Source organism: Lysobacter dokdonensis DS-58 (assembly GCF_000770795.1).
GTDB lineage: Bacteria > Pseudomonadota > Gammaproteobacteria > Xanthomonadales > Xanthomonadaceae > Noviluteimonas > Noviluteimonas dokdonensis.
The window spans coordinates 1-16,733 of the sequence record NZ_JRKJ01000025.1; the positions used below are offsets into that span (position 1 = coordinate 1).

12 protein-coding genes and 1 riboswitch are annotated in these 16,733 nt (G+C 68.1%); of the genes, 4 read left to right on the forward strand and 8 right to left on the reverse strand.

The genetic code is table 11. From position 1 onward, the window contains the following. The first annotated feature begins 431 nt into the window (after positions 1–431). Positions 432–1,052 carry a response regulator transcription factor gene (locus tag LF41_RS15265; protein ID WP_036171760.1) on the forward strand — a complete coding sequence of 207 codons (621 nt, stop codon included), beginning with the start codon at positions 432–434 and terminating at the stop codon, positions 1,050–1,052. A 22-nt stretch (positions 1,053–1,074) separates the two neighbouring features. Here LF41_RS15265 and LF41_RS15270 read toward each other — a convergent pair whose 3' ends face one another. After that, entirely contained in the window at positions 1,075–1,398 is a 324-nt protein-coding gene (locus LF41_RS15270; RefSeq protein WP_036171764.1) for a PilZ domain-containing protein, read from the reverse strand. 154 nt (positions 1,399–1,552) lie between these two features. Then, positions 1,553–4,411: an aminomethyl-transferring glycine dehydrogenase gene (gene gcvP / locus LF41_RS15275; RefSeq protein ID WP_036171768.1), complete on the reverse strand. Its 2,859-nt coding sequence runs from the start codon at positions 4,409–4,411 to the stop codon at positions 1,553–1,555. Between the two features lie 161 nt (positions 4,412–4,572). After that, positions 4,573–4,661: riboswitch (glycine riboswitch) on the reverse strand. A gap of 112 nt (positions 4,662–4,773) precedes the next feature. Here gcvP and LF41_RS15280 point away from each other — a divergent pair. After that, on the forward strand, positions 4,774–5,769 hold the full coding sequence (locus tag LF41_RS15280) for a polyprenyl synthetase family protein (RefSeq protein ID WP_036171770.1): 996 nt from the start codon (positions 4,774–4,776) through the stop codon (positions 5,767–5,769). On the opposite strand, the gene LF41_RS15285 is transcribed toward LF41_RS15280, so the two are convergent. The 4 genes from LF41_RS15285 to LF41_RS15300 all read right to left on the reverse strand — a co-directional run bounded on the left by LF41_RS15285 (position 5,766) and on the right by LF41_RS15300 (position 11,954). After that, positions 5,766–6,545, reverse strand: a complete 780-nt coding sequence (locus tag LF41_RS15285; RefSeq protein WP_152600051.1) for a dienelactone hydrolase family protein — start codon at positions 6,543–6,545, stop codon at positions 5,766–5,768. The genes LF41_RS15280 and LF41_RS15285 overlap by 4 nt on opposite strands. 66 nt (positions 6,546–6,611) lie before the next feature. Further along, positions 6,612–8,024, reverse strand: a complete 1,413-nt coding sequence (murD, locus tag LF41_RS15290) for a UDP-N-acetylmuramoyl-L-alanine--D-glutamate ligase (protein ID WP_036171774.1) — start codon at positions 8,022–8,024, stop codon at positions 6,612–6,614. After that, positions 8,005–9,366 (reverse strand): UDP-N-acetyl-alpha-D-muramoyl-L-alanyl-L-glutamate epimerase, encoded by a 1,362-nt coding sequence (gene murL / locus LF41_RS15295; protein ID WP_036171778.1) that lies wholly within the window; start codon positions 9,364–9,366, stop codon positions 8,005–8,007. Before murL ends, murD begins: the two co-directional genes overlap by 20 nt. Further along, a complete protein-coding gene (locus LF41_RS15300; RefSeq protein WP_425599482.1) occupies positions 9,363–11,954 on the reverse strand; it encodes a bifunctional aspartate kinase/diaminopimelate decarboxylase in 2,592 nt (863 codons plus the stop codon). Before LF41_RS15300 ends, murL begins: the two co-directional genes overlap by 4 nt. Positions 11,955–12,027: 73 nt before the next feature. On the opposite strand from LF41_RS15300, the gene LF41_RS15305 reads away from it, so the two are divergent. Continuing rightward, positions 12,028–12,906: a PhzF family phenazine biosynthesis protein gene (locus LF41_RS15305; protein WP_036171783.1), complete on the forward strand. Its 879-nt coding sequence runs from the start codon at positions 12,028–12,030 to the stop codon at positions 12,904–12,906. Between the two features lie 84 nt (positions 12,907–12,990). Here the strand turns inward: LF41_RS15305 and LF41_RS15310 are convergent, their stop codons facing one another. Together LF41_RS15310 and LF41_RS15315 are read right to left on the reverse strand one after the other, a co-directional pair. Beyond that, positions 12,991–13,713: a glycine zipper 2TM domain-containing protein gene (locus LF41_RS15310; protein WP_036171785.1), complete on the reverse strand. Its 723-nt coding sequence runs from the start codon at positions 13,711–13,713 to the stop codon at positions 12,991–12,993. Positions 13,714–13,876: 163 nt separating this feature from the next. Further along, complete coding sequence (locus LF41_RS15315) at positions 13,877–14,314, reverse strand: OsmC family protein (RefSeq protein ID WP_036171788.1); 438 nt, start codon at positions 14,312–14,314, stop codon at positions 13,877–13,879. 234 nt (positions 14,315–14,548) lie between these two features. Between LF41_RS15315 and fusA the strand changes: the two genes are divergently transcribed. Continuing rightward, positions 14,549–16,621 carry an elongation factor G gene (gene fusA / locus LF41_RS15320; protein ID WP_036171790.1) on the forward strand — a complete coding sequence of 691 codons (2,073 nt, stop codon included), beginning with the start codon at positions 14,549–14,551 and terminating at the stop codon, positions 16,619–16,621. The last annotated feature ends 112 nt before the right edge of the window (positions 16,622–16,733 follow it).

Below are 16,733 nucleotides of genomic sequence, written 5' to 3' on the forward strand. Positions count from 1 at the left end.
TGGCACATGGTACCAGCGGCGGGCGACGCCGCTTGCCGACCCGTCGGCGGAACCGCCACCGGCCCGGGGACCGTTCACCGGGGCCGGGGACCGGTTCGCCGCCCCGCCCTCTCCCCGCGACCGTCGTCCGCCGCACGATGCGAAATAACGCCTGATGCGAACACGCACAGGTTGCGCATCGATGAATCAACTCCGATGCGGACGGGAAACGTCTCGACTCCGCGAATGTTCGCACTTCGTTTGTTTCGTGCGATGCGTGCTTGTCTTCTAATCCGCGCCTTCGCGATGTCGCCCACGTGCGACACGCGTGCCCCTTGGTGCAGATCTGCATCGCGTGCCGTCGTCCACGGCGATCGCGTGCCTAGAATCGGATCGCATGCGATCGCGGGGGCGCGCTCGCTCGCCACCTTCGTCCAACCAGGGCCAGTTCCATGTACCGAGTGATCATCGTCGACGACCACCCCATGGTGTCGGCCGCATTGAAAGACCTGCTGGAAAACAACGACACCTTCGAAGTCGTCGCCGTGCACGACAACGGCGGCGCCGCGCTTTCCGCGGTACGCACGCTGCAGCCCGACCTGCTCATCATCGACCTCGGCGTGCCGGTGCTCGGCGGCGTCGAAGTGATTTCGCGGCTGCGCGCGGGCGGCTCGGGTGTCGGCATCCTCGTCGTCTCCGGCGGGGAAGCGCATGAAAGCGGCTTGCGTGCGCTGCGCGCGGGTGCCAACGGGTTCGTGCACAAGACCGATGCGATGAGCGAGATCGCGATGGCCGCGCTCGTCGTGGCGCGCGGCAAGTCCTACTTCAACCAGGAGCTGCTGATGCTCGCCGGCGACGGGCAGACAGATGGCCGCCCGGTGACGCGCCTGACCGAACGCGAGTTCGAAGTCTTCCGCTGCCTCGTCGCCGGCCAATCCAACCGCGACATCGGCGAACACATGCGCCTGAGCAACAAGACCGTCAGTGCTTACAAGATGAAGATCATGCGCAAGCTCGGCGCGCGCAACATCCGCGACCTCATCGAGCTCGCGCGCGAAACCGATTCGGCTTGACGATCAAGGCCGCGCGCGGGCATCACACCGCGCCGGCGGCTTCCAGCAGGCGTCCGATCTCGGCGTCCTGCGATTCGTCGAAGCGCAGGCCCATGTGGTCCACCGCCACCCACGCGACGTGCGTCTCCAGGGTGATCGCATCGCTGTCGGGCACGTCGAAGAACATCTTCAGTTGCGTGCCGTTCGCCGGCGTCCAGCCCGGCACCAGGTCCACGCGCGCGCCGCCCTGCGACAGGTCCAGGATGTACCCCTCGTGCGAATGCCCGTTGGGCGCGACGAGCACCGCGCACAACACGTTGAATCGCGCATGCCTGCGCTGGTCGGAAGCGACGGTGGCCGTGTCCATGCGCCGATGCTAGCGCGCCGTTCCGCGCCCGGTGACGAGCGCGCACGACGGGGCGTCGGCAGGCGCGCCGCCCGGACCGGCGGCGCGTTGCAGGGGAAGGACGGTCGGGCGGACCGCCGGCATTGCGCACTGCACAACGCCGGCCGTTGTCTTCTTACTCGGCGTACGCCTCGAGCGGCGGGCACGAGCAGACGAGGTTGCGGTCACCGTAGACGTTGTCCACGCGCCCCACCGGCGGCCAGTACTTGCCGGCCACCAGCGACTGCAGCGGATACACCGCCACTTCGCGCGAGTACGGATGCGACCACTCGCCCACGACTTCCTGCGCGGTATGCGGTGCGTTGCGCAACGGGTTGTCGTCCTTGTCGAACGTCCCTTCCTCGACGGCGCGAATCTCTTCGCGGATCGCGATCATCGCTTCGCAAAAGCGGTCGAGTTCTTCCTTCGACTCGCTTTCCGTCGGCTCGATCATCAGCGTGCCCGCGACCGGGAAGGACATCGTCGGTGCGTGGAAGCCGAAGTCGATCAAACGCTTCGCCACGTCCTCGACGCTGATGCCGCTGCTGTCCTTGAGCGGGCGCAGGTCGAGGATGCATTCGTGCGCGACGAGGCCTTCGTGGCCCGCGTACAACACCGGATAATGCTCCTCGAGGCGGCGCGCGATGTAGTTCGCGTTGAGGATCGCCATCTGCGAGGCACGGCGCAGGCCGGTGCCGCCCATCATGCGGATGTACATCCAGGTGATCGGCAGGATGCTCGCGCTGCCGTACGGCGCCGCGGACACCGCGCCGTCCTTGCGCGAGAGGTGTCCCGTGCGATGCCCGGGCAGGAACGGCGCCAGGTGCGACTTCACGCCGATCGGGCCGACACCGGGGCCGCCGCCGCCGTGCGGGATGCAGAAGGTCTTGTGCAGGTTGAGGTGCGAGACGTCGCCGCCGAACTTGCCCGGCGCGCACAAGCCCACCATGGCGTTCATGTTGGCGCCGTCGATGTACACCTGGCCGCCGTGGCCATGCACGATGTCGCAGATCTCGCGCACGCCTTCCTCGAACACGCCGTGCGTCGAGGGGTACGTGATCATGATCGCGGCGATCTTGTCCGAATGCTGCGCGGCCTTCGCGCGCAGGTCGTCGAGGTCGACGTTGCCGCGCGCGTCGCACGCGGTGACGACCACGCGCATGCCGGCCATGTTGGCCGTCGCCGGGTTGGTGCCGTGCGCCGAGGACGGAATGAGGCAGATGTCGCGATGCCCTTCGCCGCGGCTGGCGTGGTACGCGCGGATCGCGAGCAGGCCCGCGTATTCGCCCTGCGAACCGGCATTGGGCTGCAGCGACACCGCGTCATAGCCGGTGGCCTCGCACAACATGCGTTCGAGGTCCTGCGTCATCTTCGCGTAGCCCTGCGCCTGGTCTTCAGGCGCGAAGGGATGCAGCGCGCCGAACTCCGCCCACGTCACCGGGATCATCTCGCTGGCGGCGTTGAGCTTCATCGTGCACGACCCCAGCGGGATCATCGTGCGATCCAGCGCGAGGTCGTAATCGGCCAGGCGGCGCAGGTAGCGCATGAGCTCGGTTTCGGAGCGATGCGTGTTGAACACCGCGTGCTGCAGGAACTTCGAGGTGCGGCGCAGCGCCTTCGGCAACGTCGCATCGGTGTCGTGCAGCGCGTCGAAATCGGGGATCGCCGCGCCTTCACCCGCGAAAACGTGCCACAGCGCGTCGATGTCGGCGCGCGTGGTGGTTTCGTCGAGCGAAATGCCCAGTCGCGACGGATCGATTTCGCGCAGGTTGTATCCGGCCGCGCGCGCCTTGTCGTGCAGTGCGCCCGTGCGCCCGCCGGTGGCGAGCGTGATCGTGTCGAAATACGTGTCCTGTTCGACCTGCACGCCGAGCTGCTTCAGCCCGGTGGCGAGGATGACCGTGAGCGCATGCGTGCGCCGCGCGATCGCTTGCAGCCCCTCGGGCCCGTGGTACACGGCGAACATGCTGGCGATGTTGGCCAGCAGCACCTGCGCGGTGCAGATGTTCGAGGTGGCCTTCTCGCGGCGGATGTGCTGCTCGCGCGTCTGCATCGCGAGGCGATACGCGGGCTTGCCGTGGCGGTCGATGGAGATGCCGACGACGCGGCCGGGCATGTCGCGCTTGAAGGCGTCCTTCGTCGCGAAATACGCCGCGTGCGGGCCGCCGAAACCGAGCGGCACGCCGAAGCGCTGCGCGCTGCCGATGGCCAGGTCCGCGCCGAATTCCCCCGGCGGCGTGAGCAGCGTCAGCGCGAGCAGGTCCGCGGCGACCGCGACGAGCGCGTTGGCCGCATGGAACTTGTCGACGATGGCCTTCAGATCGTGCACGTCGCCATTCGTCGCCGGGTATTGCAGCGCGGCGCCGAAGAACTTCGACACGTCGTCCAGCGCGAACTCGTCGCCGACGACGACTTCATATCCCAGCGGCTCGGCGCGCGTGCGCACGACGTCGATGGTCTGCGGATGGCAGTGGTTCGACACGAAGAACGCGTTCGCGCCCTTGTTCTTCGACAGGCGCTTGCAGAAGGTCATCGCTTCGGCGACGGCGGTGCCTTCGTCGAGCAGCGAGGCGTTCGCGATTTCCATGCCGGTGAGGTCGGCGACCAGCGTCTGGAAGTTGAGCAGCGCTTCCAGCCGGCCCTGCGAGATCTCCGGCTGGTACGGCGTGTACGCCGTGTACCACGCCGGATTCTCGAGCAGGTTGCGCAGGATGGGCGCGGGCGTGTGCGTGTTGTAGTAGCCCTGGCCGATGAACGAGCGCATCACCTTGTTGCGGTCGGCGATGCCGCGCAGTTCGGCGAGCGCTTCGGCTTCGCCGAGCCCGTCGCTGGCAGCGAGCACCGAGGTGCCGCGGATGCTGGCGGGGACGACGCTGTCGGTGAGGGCGTCGAGCGAGGCATGACCGAGCAGGTCGAGCATCGCCTTGGTATCGGCCTGCCGCGGACCGATGTGGCGCGCGATGAATTCGTTGCGGGTATCGAGAGGGGTGGACATGGGCGCGCCTTGAGGAAATAGGGCGCCCCATCTGTCTATTCGCCTGAGAGCGTTACTCCTTCGGCGGGCCGGTGCGGTTCGCGTTTGCAGGATCGCGCGGCCGGAGGGGGGAGGATCTCCGGGACGCGCGGCGCGAGGCCGCCGGTCACTTTTCAGATTGTGTCTGCCGCGAGGTCCTTTTGCCTGAGAGTTTCCGGGGCGGTTGCTCCTTCGGCGCCGGCGCTCGGCCGGTCTCTCCCACGCGACAGGTGGTGCATTTGGTGCCGGCGAATGGTCTCACGGGGCGGACCCGTGCGGCAAACGCGGGACGGCGCGTGCACCGCCCTGCCTATAATTGCCGCCTGCCCGCCTTCGACCGCCCTGTGAACGCAGCCCCCGACCGCCTCCTCCCCGACCTGCCCGCGATCCAGGCCCTCGCGCAGGAGGACATGGCCGCGGTGGATGCGCTCATCCGGCGGCGCCTCGCCTCCGATGTCGTCCTGATCAACCAGGTCAGCGAATACATCATCGGCGCCGGCGGCAAGCGCTTGCGGCCGATGCTGCTGTTGCTCGCCGCGCGCGCGCTGGGCCACCGCGGCCCGCATGCGCACCAGCTCGCGGCGGTGGTCGAGTTCATCCACACCGCCACGTTGCTGCACGACGACGTCGTCGATGAGTCCGACCTGCGCCGCGGCCGCCGCACGGCCAACGCGGTGTGGGGCAACGCGGCCAGCGTGCTCGTGGGCGATTTCCTGTATTCGCGCGCCTTCCAGCTGATGGTCGAACTCGACCGCATGGAAGTCATGCGCATCCTCGCCGACACGACCAACCAGATCGCCGAAGGCGAAGTGCTGCAGTTGCTGCACGTGCGCAACCCCGACACCGACGAGGCCGCATACCTGCGCGTCATCGAGCGCAAGACCGCCGTGTTGTTCGCCGCCGCCACGCGTCTGGGCGCACTGCTCGCCGGTGCGGATGCGCGCACGTGCGATGCGATGCATGAATACGGGTTGCAACTCGGATACGCGTTCCAGATCGCCGACGACGTGCTCGACTACGCAGCCGATGCGGACGCGCTCGGCAAGAATCTCGGCGACGACCTCGCCGAAGGCAAGGCCACGTTGCCGCTGATCCACGCGATCAGGCACAGCGACGATGCGACGCGCGCCGCGCTGCGCAACGCTGTCGAACACGGCGACGTCGATGCGATGCCGCACGTGGTCGCCGCGATCCACGCCACCGGCGGGCTGGAGTACAGCCGCCGGCGTGCCTACGAATTCGCCGAAGCCGCCGAAGCGGCGCTCGACGGCATGCCGTCGAACATCGCCGTCGACGCGCTGCGCGGACTGGCGCGGTATTCGGTGTCGCGCGACCGCTAGTTCGCGAATTTCTCGGCGAAGAACACGCGCATCATCCGCTCGGAGCGGCGCGCCGCCAGTTCGTTGTACATGCAGCCCGGCGGCTTGTTCGCGTCGGGGAGCGCGAAGCAGTGCACCGCGCCGCTGAAGTTGACGAACTGCCAGTCCACCTTGGCCGCGTTCATTTCGGTCTCGAACGCCGGGATGTCACCGGCCGTGCCCTGGTCGTCGGCGCCGTTGAGCACGAGGATGCTCGCCTTTACCGTGCCGGGCTTGGCGGGCATCGTCGTCGCCAGGCCGCCATGGAACGTGGCCACCGCATCGACGTCCGCGCCGCTGCGCGCCAGTTCCAGCGCCGTCGCGCCGCCGAAGCAGTAACCGATCGCGCCGATGTGCTTGGTGTCCAGCGGCACGTTCTTCGCGGTGCGCAGCACGTCGAGCGCCTTCGTCGCACGCGCTCGCAACACCGCGCGGTCGCCATACAGTTTCTGCACCTGCGCGCGCGCATCGTCGTCGGTCTTCGGGCGCACGCCTTTGCCGTACACGTCGGCGAGCAGGACCACGTAATCGTCGCCGGCGATGTGTTTCGCCTTGGCGATGGCCGAGTCGGTGACGCCGTACCAATCCGGCACCATCATCACGCCGGGGCGCTTGATCGCATTGGTGTCGTCGTAGACCAGATACCCGCTGAAGGTGTCCTTGCCGACCTTCCACTCGACCGGCCTGGCCTGCATCTCCGCATGCGCGGCCGACATCCCGAAAGCGCACAGCAACAACGCGAACAACATGCGACGCATGGCGGACTCCGTTTGCCTGTGATCCGGGCGCGAGCCTACCCCGGATGCGCACGCGACGCGTGAAACTCAGGCGATGCCGAGGCCCGGGATGGCGCTGATGGCGTCGGGGTCGAAGCCCGCGAGCGCGGCGAAATGGCGCCCGCGCGCAACGTAATCCTTGTAGGCGCCGAAACTCGGCGCGCCCGGGGAAAGCAGGATCACGCCCTCGCCGCCCAGCGTGGCACGCGCCTGCGCCATCGCGTCTTCGAGATCCGTCGCCGCGTGCAACGCGAACCCCGCATGCGCAGCCACCGGCTCCAGCAGATCGTGGATCTTCGGACCGTTCTGGCCGAGCGTGACGATCACGGCCGGCGCGCGCGTGCGCATCGCGTCGGCGAAGTCGGACCAATCGATCCCGCGATCATGGCCGCCGGCGATCAACGCGACGCGGCGATCGGCGAAGCACGCCAGCGCGGCGAGACTCGCATGCGGCGTGGTGCTGATCGAATCGTTGACGTACGCAATGCCTTCGCGCGTCCCGATGGTCTGCAGGCGGTGCGGCAACGGGCGGAACGTCGCGGCGTGCGGCGCGAGCGCGGCGGCGTCGAGGCCGAGCGCTTCGAGCGCCGTCAGCACTGCGCACAGGTTGCCGCGATTGTGGCGGCCCGGCAGCGGCAGCGATGCGGTGTCGAAGATCTCGTCCTGGCCGCGATGCAGCACGTCGCCGCGCAGATGCCAACCGTCCTCGTGGTTGAACCAGCGTATCTGCGTATCGTCGTCCAGGCGCAGCGCCGCCAGCGCCGGATCGGCGGCATTGAGCACCGCCACGCGCGGGCGCGCGTCGGTCACGAGCCGCAATTTGTCGGCCACGTAGCGCGCTTCACCGCCGTGCCAGTCGAGATGCTCGGGGAAGATGTTCAGCGCGATCGCGACATCGGGGCGCGCGCCGCTGTCGGCGACGTCGCCGGTCTGGTAACTCGACAACTCCACCGCCCAATACGCCGGCGCGTCCTGCGCGGATGCGTCCGCGTCGAGCAATTCGAGCATCGGCAACCCGATGTTGCCCGCGAGCGCCGCGCGATGCCCGCCCGCGCGCAACAGATGGGCGAGCAATGCGGTCGTCGTGCTCTTGCCCTTCGTGCCGGTCACGCAGAGCGTGCGGCCGTGGCCGTGCGCGGCGTGTTCGCCGAACCACAGCGCGGTGCCGCCGATGAACCGCGTGCCGCGCGCGGAGGCCGACACGGCTTCGGCGCGATACGGACTGATGCCGGGCGACTTGATGACGACGTCGAAGGCGGACAACGCATCGGAATCGACGCGCGTCGCGGTCGTCAGCGCCGCATCGCCCAGTGCCCTCGCCTCTTCCGCTTCCGTCGCATCGCAGAACAGCGTCAGCGGCTGCGTCGGCAACCGCGCGCGCAAGGCGCGATACGCCGCACGGCCTTCGCGGCCCCAGCCCCAGAGCGCGACGCGCTGGCCGTCAAGCGATGAAATTCGCACGCAGCTTGTCCCACAGCACCGGCGGAATGCGATGTTCTTCGTCGATCTCCATCAGGCCCGCGATGTCGAGTTCGCCCGCATCGAGCTGCGGCGCGATCTCGCGCGCGAAGCGTTCGACCAGCGCGTCCTCGCGCCACTCCGGACGCGCGGCGAGCGCGGCCATCGCCGCGCGCGATTCGCGCCCTTCGCCCACGCATTCGAACGGCTTGTGGTCCTGGAACTCCAGCAACGCGTCGTAGCCGGCGGTCTGCGCCGGATCGTCGAGCAGGTTGCGCCCGAAGATGCCGACGAGCCGCGGCTTCGGCATGAACGGCGCCAGCGCCAGGAACACGAAGTGGCACTTCGGGCACACGCCGCACCAACGATTGGCCGGACGCTCGCCGAGCAGATGGAAATTGCGGTTGCAGCTGGAGAAATGCGCGTCGTAGCGGTCGGTCTTCGCGAACTGGCGCGCGACCGCGAGCTCGCTCATCGGCCGCAGCAGCGAGTAGTAATGCAGGTCGGCCGCAACATGCGAGTGGACGAAGTCGGCGAGCGTGCGTTCCCACGCCCAGCCCTTGGACCACTGGTGATTCACCTCGCCCGTCCCCGGAATCAGCGAACCGTAGCTCGCCGAACGCTCGTTCGAGAACACGACCTGGTTCGCGCCGAGCACGATGGCCGCGAACAGCAGGATCGCCGAATTCACGCCCGTGACCGGGATGTGCCCGTTCAACGCGCCCTGGCGGTTGAACTCGAACAACGCCGGCGCCAGCGCGCGCCCGATGTTGAGCGTCGGCAAACCCGTGCGCTCGGCGCATGCCTTGATCAACTGCGATCCGCCGATCCACGTGACCGTCTGCGCGACGCCGGCCGCGCGCAACGCTTCGATGGACACCAGAGAATCCTTGCCGCCGCCGATGGCGACGAGCGCGTGTTCGGGGAGTCCGAGCGCCGGCGCTTGCGCGCGGACGCCGTCGCCATGCGGGAACTGGATGCGCCCGTGCAGCTGCAACCCGTTGCGATACGCGAATTCGCCCAGGCCGTTCAGATAGAACGACTCGAGCATCTCCGCGGTGGCCGCGTCGATCGCTTCGCCTTCGATGCGGATCTCGCCCGGCACCGCCGCCTTGTAATAACTCACGCCCGCGAGCAGGTGCAGCAGGCGCAATGCACGCCGTGCCGCTGCGTCACGCGCCCCGTCCAGCTGGAACGGCGCACCGGGCAGCGTGATCGTTTCGATCAGTTCCGGGCCGTCGTCGAAGGCGTACACGAGCTGCGCGACGCCCGTCGACGGATCGAAGGTGTTGCGCACGAAGCGGAACGCGCGGATCGCGTCGCGCGAGAAAGTCCAGCCGGTCATTCGATGGTGTCCTCTGCCGGCAATGCCCGCAGGTTGTAGGTGCTCGCCATGGCCATGCCGTAGGCGCCCGAATCGGCGACGAGAATGACGTCGCCTTCGGCCGTCGCCGCCGGCAACAGGCGCGAATGGCCCAGCACGTCGCCGCTTTCGCAGATGGGGCCGACGACGTCGAATTCCAGCAGCTCGACGTCGGACAGGCGCGAGAGATTGTGGATGCCGTGGTAGGCCTCGTACATCGCCGGGCGCGCGAGCGCGTTCATGCCCGCATCGCACCCGACGCGCCGCACGCCGTCCTTCTCGACGACTTGCGTGGCGTGCAACAGCAGCGCGCCGCATTCGGCGACCATGAAGCGGCCCGGCTCGACGGCGAGCTTGAAGCGCGGATACGCCGCGCGGATTTCCTCGAGCCCCGCGCGCCATGCGGCCAGGTCGAAATCTTCCGCATCCGGCGTGTACGCGACGGGCAAACCGCCGCCGATGTCGATGATCTCGATGGTGCCGACACTGTCGGCCATGCCTGCGAGTTCGGCGTACACCACGCGCCAATGGCGCGGATCGTCGATGCCGCTGCCCATGTGCGCGTGCAGGCCGCTGATGCGGATGCCGAGCGCGCGCGCACGATCGACGAATTCGTCGAAGCGCTGCAGCGACAACCCGAACTTCGCCGCGACGCCGCCCGTGTTGACCTTCGCGTGGTGCCCGCCGCCGTGGCCGATGTCCAGGCGCAGCCAGATCGTGCGGCCGCGGAAGACATCGGGCCAGCGTTGCAAGGCTTCGACGTTGTCGAGCGTGACCGTCACGCCCATCGCGAACGCAGCTTCGTACTCGGCGCGCGGCGCGAAGCTCGGCGTGAACAGAACGCGCTCGGGCGAGAGGGACGGCACACTCTTGAAAACGTGCTGCAACTCGCCGATCGACACGCATTCCAGGCCGAAGCCCTCTTCGACCAACGTGCGCAGGATCGCCGGATGCGGGTTCGCCTTGATCGCGAAGAAGCGGCGGTCGATGGCGTCGATGGCCGACAGGTCGCGCGCGCGGTCGCGCACGGTGGGCAGGTCGTACGCATACGTTGGCGTGGCCTGGCCGGCGATCGACAGCAACGCGTCGCGCTTGCCCACCCACCACGGCACGCGCTTGACCGGCTTGCCGTGCGCGATGTCGCGCCAACTCGGGCCGAACACCGTCGCGTCCTGCACCGGCATCGCGCCGCCGCGGATCAGTTCGGCGTGCAGCTGCGCGATCATGCCGTCGGCGTCGGCTTCGTCGATGACGAACGTGAGGTTCAGGTCGTTCGACGACTGCGATATCAGGTGCACGCGCTCCCTGCCGAACGTCGCCCACACATCCGACAACTTGTGCAGCAGCGAACGCATGCCGCGGCCGACCAGCGTGATCGCCGCGCACGGCGCGATGACTTTCACGCGGCAGACTTCGGCGAGGTCGGCAGACAAGGTTTCGAGGATATTCGTCGTCACGAGATTTTCGCTGGGATCCAGCGACACGGTGACGTTGGTTTCCGACGAACCGATCAGGTCGACCGACAGGCCGTTGCGCTTGAAGCGTTCGAACACGTCGGCGAGGAAGCCGACCTGTTGCCACATGCCGATGCTTTCCATCGACACGAGCACGATGCCGTTGCGGCGGCTGATGGCTTTCACGCCGGGAACCGTCGCGGCGCTCGCGTCGATGCGCGTGCCCGGGAGATCGGGGCGTTCGGTATCGAGGATCAGGATCGGCACGCCGCCATCGCGGCACGGCGCGATCGAACGCGGGTGCAGCACCTTCGCACCGGTCGTCGCGATTTCCTGCGCTTCGGCGTAATCCAGGCGCGTGAGCAGGCGCGCCTCGGGCACGTCGCGCGGGTTCGCGCTGAACATGCCGGGCACGTCGGTCCAGATTTCCACGCGCGTCGCGCCGAGCAATGCGCCGAAGTACGCCGCCGAGGTATCGGAACCGCCGCGGCCGAGGATCGCGGTGCCGCCGTCGTCATGGCGCGCGATGAAGCCTTGCGTGACCAGCATCGGCGCGGCCTGAGCGGCGAAGCGCGCCTGCAGCGCCGGATCGGCCGCGCAACGGCAATTCACGGAGAGTCGCTGCGCCCACGGGCTCGCGTTGGGGAGCGAGACCGCATCGAGCCACTCGCGCGCGTCGCTCCATCCGAAGTCGAGGCCTTGCGAACGCAGGTACGCCGCGCCGAGCGTCGAAGACAACAGTTCACCCTGCGCGAGGACGTCGGCCTGCCATGCGAGTTCGCGCGATTTCGCGCGCGGATCGGCGGCCAGCGCGCGCAAGGCTTCGAAGCGCGCGCCGAGCACCGTGTCCGCGTCGAGGTCGAGTTCGGTGCAGAACGCGCGGTGGCGTTCGACCAATGCGTCGAAGTGCGCATCGAACGGCTCGCCCGCCGCCGAATAGGCGATCGCCTGCAGTTCGTTGGTGACGCCCGACAACGCGGAGACGACCACGAGCACGCGCACGTTCTCGTCGGCCATGCGTTTGGAGGCGATGCGGCCGATCGTGTCCCAGCGATTGCGACGCGACACCGAGGTGCCGCCGAACTTCAAAACGACCCACCGACCAGGTTGCGACACCACCGATCCCCGTTGCGCCTAGAATGCGCGGCTCGCGCGCGAGTGAACAGCTCGGCGATTCTAGGGTATAGCCATGGCCTTGCGCCGTTACATGCAGGTGGATGTGTTCGCCGACCGGCCCGGGGCGGGCAATCCGCTGGCGGTCGTGCTCGACGCGCAAGGCCTCGACGATGCCGCCATGCAGGCCATCGCACGCTGGACGCGGCTGCCGGAGACGACGTTCCTGTTCCCCGCGTCCGCACCTGGGGCCAGTTACGGCATCCGCATCTTCTCTCCGCGCCGCGAGGTGCCCTTCGCCGGGCATCCGAGCGTGGGCAGCGCGCACGTCGCGCTGGCCGCGGGCCTGGCCGAGGCGAAGGACGGGGTGCTGGTGCAGGACGGCATCGCCGGCCAGTTGCCCTTGCGCGTGACGGGCGACGGCCGCGAACGCACGATCGCCGTGCGCACGCCGCGTTCGAAAGTGCTGGAGATCGCGTCACCCGACGACCCGCGCCTGGCACGCCCCCTCGCCGGCCTGCCGCTCGGCACGTTGCCGCCGGCGCTGGTCGAAGGCGGACGTCGCTGGTGGCTGGTCGAAATGGCGAACGAAGCCGCGCTGCGCGCCGCGTCGCCCGACTGGGCCGCCATCGGCCAGCTCGCCAACCAGACCGAGAGCATGGGCGTGTGCGTTTTCGCGCGCAGCCACGACCCGGTGTACTACCTCGCGGTGCGTGCGTGGGTGGGCGCGCCCGCGCAATTCGAAGACGCCGCCTCGGGTGCGGCGAACGCGACACTCGCCGCCTGGCTCGCCTCGCAAGGCGCGCTGCCAGGCGACAGCGGCTTCTATCGCATCAGCCAGGGCCGCGAAGTGGGGCACGACGCAATCATCGAGCTCGACGTCGATGCCGATGGCGAGGTGTGGTCGGGCGGCCGCACGTGCACGGTGGTCAGCGGCCAGATCGACTGGCCCTGACGACACGGCCGACGGCCCGATCGAAAAAAAAAGGGGCCGCAATCCGCGGCCCCCACCCCTCAAGCGAAGATCGGACCGTCCTGGTCATTCAGGGCGCACGTCCACGCGGACACGGATGCGGTCGCCCGGGTGGTATTGCGTGCGCGTCATGAACTGGCGACCGTTGTATTCGTACGTGACGTCGTAGCCGACCACGCGGCCGTCGTTCGCGTTGTAGTTGCGGTAGCCGTCGTTGCCGACGTAGCCGGTGTCGTTGCCGTACTGGTCGTCGCACACGGTGACGCTGCTGCTTTCGTACTTGCGGCGCTGCGTGCCTTCGTAGATCTGCCTGCCTGCGAGGCCGCCGACCATCGAGCCGATCGCCGCCGCGGCCACCTGGCCGCTGCCGCCGCCGACCTTGCTGCCGAGCACCGCGCCGGCGAGGCCGCCGACGACGGTCGCGACCGTGCGGCCGGTATCGGTGCCGTAACGGCCCTGCTGCGGGTCATAGGGATCGTTGCTCGGGTAGTAGCCGCCGTTGGAGGTGTAACCGCCGTTCGACGCATGGCGCCCGCCCGAGCTGTAGCAACGCTGGCCGTTGCTGGCGTAGGTGTTGTTGTAACCGTTGTTCGCGTTGTAACGGTTGTTCGAATAGCGCGAATCGATCACGGGGTCGACGCGCACCACGCGCGCCCAATCGTAGATGGCGTTCTGCTGCGGCACGTTCGAGTAACCGCCGTTCGAGTAACCGCCGTAGTTCTGCGCCGATGCCGTACCGACGGCGGCGGCCAGGCCCAGTGCGAGCAAGGTGGCGGACAAGCGCTTCATGGCGTGACTCCCGGGCGCCGGAATGGCGCGAGGGGATCGTCGGATTCGCGCGGGCAATGCACCCTGAATCGAACGGGCGTGTAAACGCTTGCAACCCGACCGTTTAGCGCGCCGACAGCGGGCCGTCAGCGCGCGTTGTGCGATGTGTGGGAAACCCGCCGCGTCAGCCGAGCAATTCGGCATCCAGCGAGATCGGCACGGCGCTCAATGCCTTCGACACCGGGCAGTTCTGCTTGGCATCGTCGGCCAGCGCGCGGAACTTCGCCGCGTCCAGGCCTTCGACGCGCGCCTGCGTCTTCAGGCGGATCTCGCAGATCGTCGGGCCACCATCCATCCCGAGTTCCACTTCCGCCTGCGTGTCGAGCGACTGCGGCGGGTGGCCGGCTTCGGTGAGCTTGGCCGACAGCGCCATGGTGAAACAGCCCGCGTGCGCGGCGGCGATCAGCTCCTCCGGATTGGTGCCCTTCTCCCCGCCGAAGCGCGTGTTGAAGCCGTAGCGCGTGCCCGCGAGCAGGCCGCTTTGCGGCGTGTCGAGCCGGCCCTGGCCGGACTTGAGGTCGCCTTCCCAGTGGGCGGCGGCTTTGCGGGTGATCGAGGCCATGGCGTCGTGCTCCGTCGGATCGCGGGTGGGGGATGGCAGCCTACTCCAACGCCATGCTTGACCCTTCACCGCCGCTGCGGGAGATTTGCGATCCCGGCGGCGCTTTCGCCGGGTCCCCGCCATGACGGCCCGCCCCGAGCGAACAGCTTGGTCGGCACTGCTTCCGGTTCGTCTCGCCTCGCCGCGGACAGCCATGACGGCCTCCTTCCACCCGAACGCGGGAGAGACGGCCTCATGTCCTATACCACCGAGAACATCCGCAACGTGGCCCTCGCAGGCCACCCAGGCGCCGGCAAAACAATGCTCTTCGAAGCCCTGCTGCATGCCGGCGGCGCGATCCAGACGGCAGGCAGCATCGAACGCGGCACGACGGTTTCCGATTTCGATCCCATCGAAAAGGAACGCGGGCACTCGATCGATGCGGCGATCGCGAGCATCGACACCGCCACCGACAACGCGCCGGTGCACGTCAACCTCCTCGACACACCGGGTTACCCGGATTTCCGCGGCCCCACGCTCTCCACGCTGGCCGCGGTGGAAACCGTCGCCATCGTCTGCGACGCCGGCGCGGGCGTGGAGTACGGCACGCGCCGGATGATGGAATACGCCAAGGCGCGCAACCTGTGCCGCGTCATCATCGTCAACAAGATCGACCACGCCGAAGCCGACAACGCGCGGTTGCTCGCATCGCTGCGCGAGTCCTTCGGCCCGGAGGTCCTGCCGCTCAACCTGCCCGCCGACAACGGCGCGCGCGTGGTGGATTGCTTCGGGTATTCGGGCAAGGTCGCGCAAGGCGACTCCGACCTGGGCCCCGTCGCCGACTGGCACCAGAAGATCCTCGACCAGGTCGTGGAGGTGAACGAGACGGTGATGGACCACTACCTCGACCTCGGCGAGGACGGGCTGTCGGGACAGGAATTGCACGACGCCTTCGAGCAATGCCTGCGCGAAGGGCACCTGGTACCCGTGTGCTTCGTCAGCGCGCGCAGCGGCGTGGGGATGGACGACCTGCTGGCGATCGCCGGCAAGTTGTTCCCGCATCCGGGCGAAGGCAATCCGCCGAATTTCGTCAAGGGCGCGGGCGACGAGGCCAGCCCCATCGACGCGCAGCCCGATCCGTCGAAGCACGTCATCGCCGACGTCTTCAAGATCGTCAACGATCCCTTCGTCGGCAAGCTCGGCATCTTCCGCGTCTACCAGGGCACGGTGAAGAAGGACTCGCAGTTGTTCATCGACGACGGCAAGAAGCCGTTCAAGGTGGCGCACCTGTTCAAGATCAAGGGCAAGGACCACGTCGAAGTGGCACAGGCGGTGCCCGGCGACATCGCCGCCGTGGCGAAGGTCGACGAACTGCATTTCGATGCGGTGCTGCACGATTCGCACGACGAGGACCAGATCCACCTGGCGCCGTCGGAATTCCCCAAGCCGATGTTCGGCCTGGCGGTGGAAGCCGCGCACAAGGGGCAGGAACAGAAACTCTCCACCGCGCTGCACAAGTTGGCGGAAGAAGACCCCGCATTCAACGTCGAACACCACGGCGAGCTCAACGAAACGGTGGTGCGCGGTTTGTCGGACCTGCACCTGCGCGTGATGTTGCAGCGGCTGAAGGACAAGCACGGCGTGGAGGTCAAGACACGGCCGCCGCGCATCGCCTACCGCGAAACCGTCAGTTCCAACGCCGAGGGCCACCATCGCCACAAGAAGCAGACCGGCGGCGCGGGCCAGTTCGGCGAAGTGTTCCTGCGCATCGAACCGCTGCCGCGCGGCGCGGGCTTCGAATTCGTCGACGAGGTCAAGGGTGGCACGATCCCCGGCCAATTCATGCCGGCGGTGGAAAAAGGCGTGCGGCAGGTGCTCGGCGCCGGTGCGGTGGCCGGATATCCGCTGCAGGACGTGCGCGTGGTGGTCTACGACGGCAAGCACCACAGCGTGGACAGCAAGGAAGTGGCGTTCGTCGCCGCGGGCAAGAAGGCGTTCCTGGATGCCATCGCCAAGGCCAGGCCGCAGGTGCTCGAACCCATTGTCGACCTGGAAGTCGCCGCGCCCGAGCAACACATGGGCGACATCAGCGGCGGGTTGTCGTCGAAGCGCGCGCGCATCAGCGGGACCGATTCCCTGCGCGGCGGCGAGATCGTCGTGCGTGCGCAGGTCCCGCTGTCGGAACTCGAAGGCTACGCCGCGGAGCTCAAATCCGTGACCGCCGGCCGCGGTCGCTACGCACTCGACTTCAGCCACTACGAGCCGGTGCCGCCGCAGGTGCAATCGCGCCTGGTGGAAGCTTTCAAGCCACGGATCGAGGACGATTGAGCGGCCAAACATGGGCCGCCCGTCCGCAGGTCGAAAAAAAGCCCGAAAAAAACCGCCTCCGGGGCTTGGCGGCAACGCGGGCATGCCCTACATTCCGCCTGCCGAGGGGGAA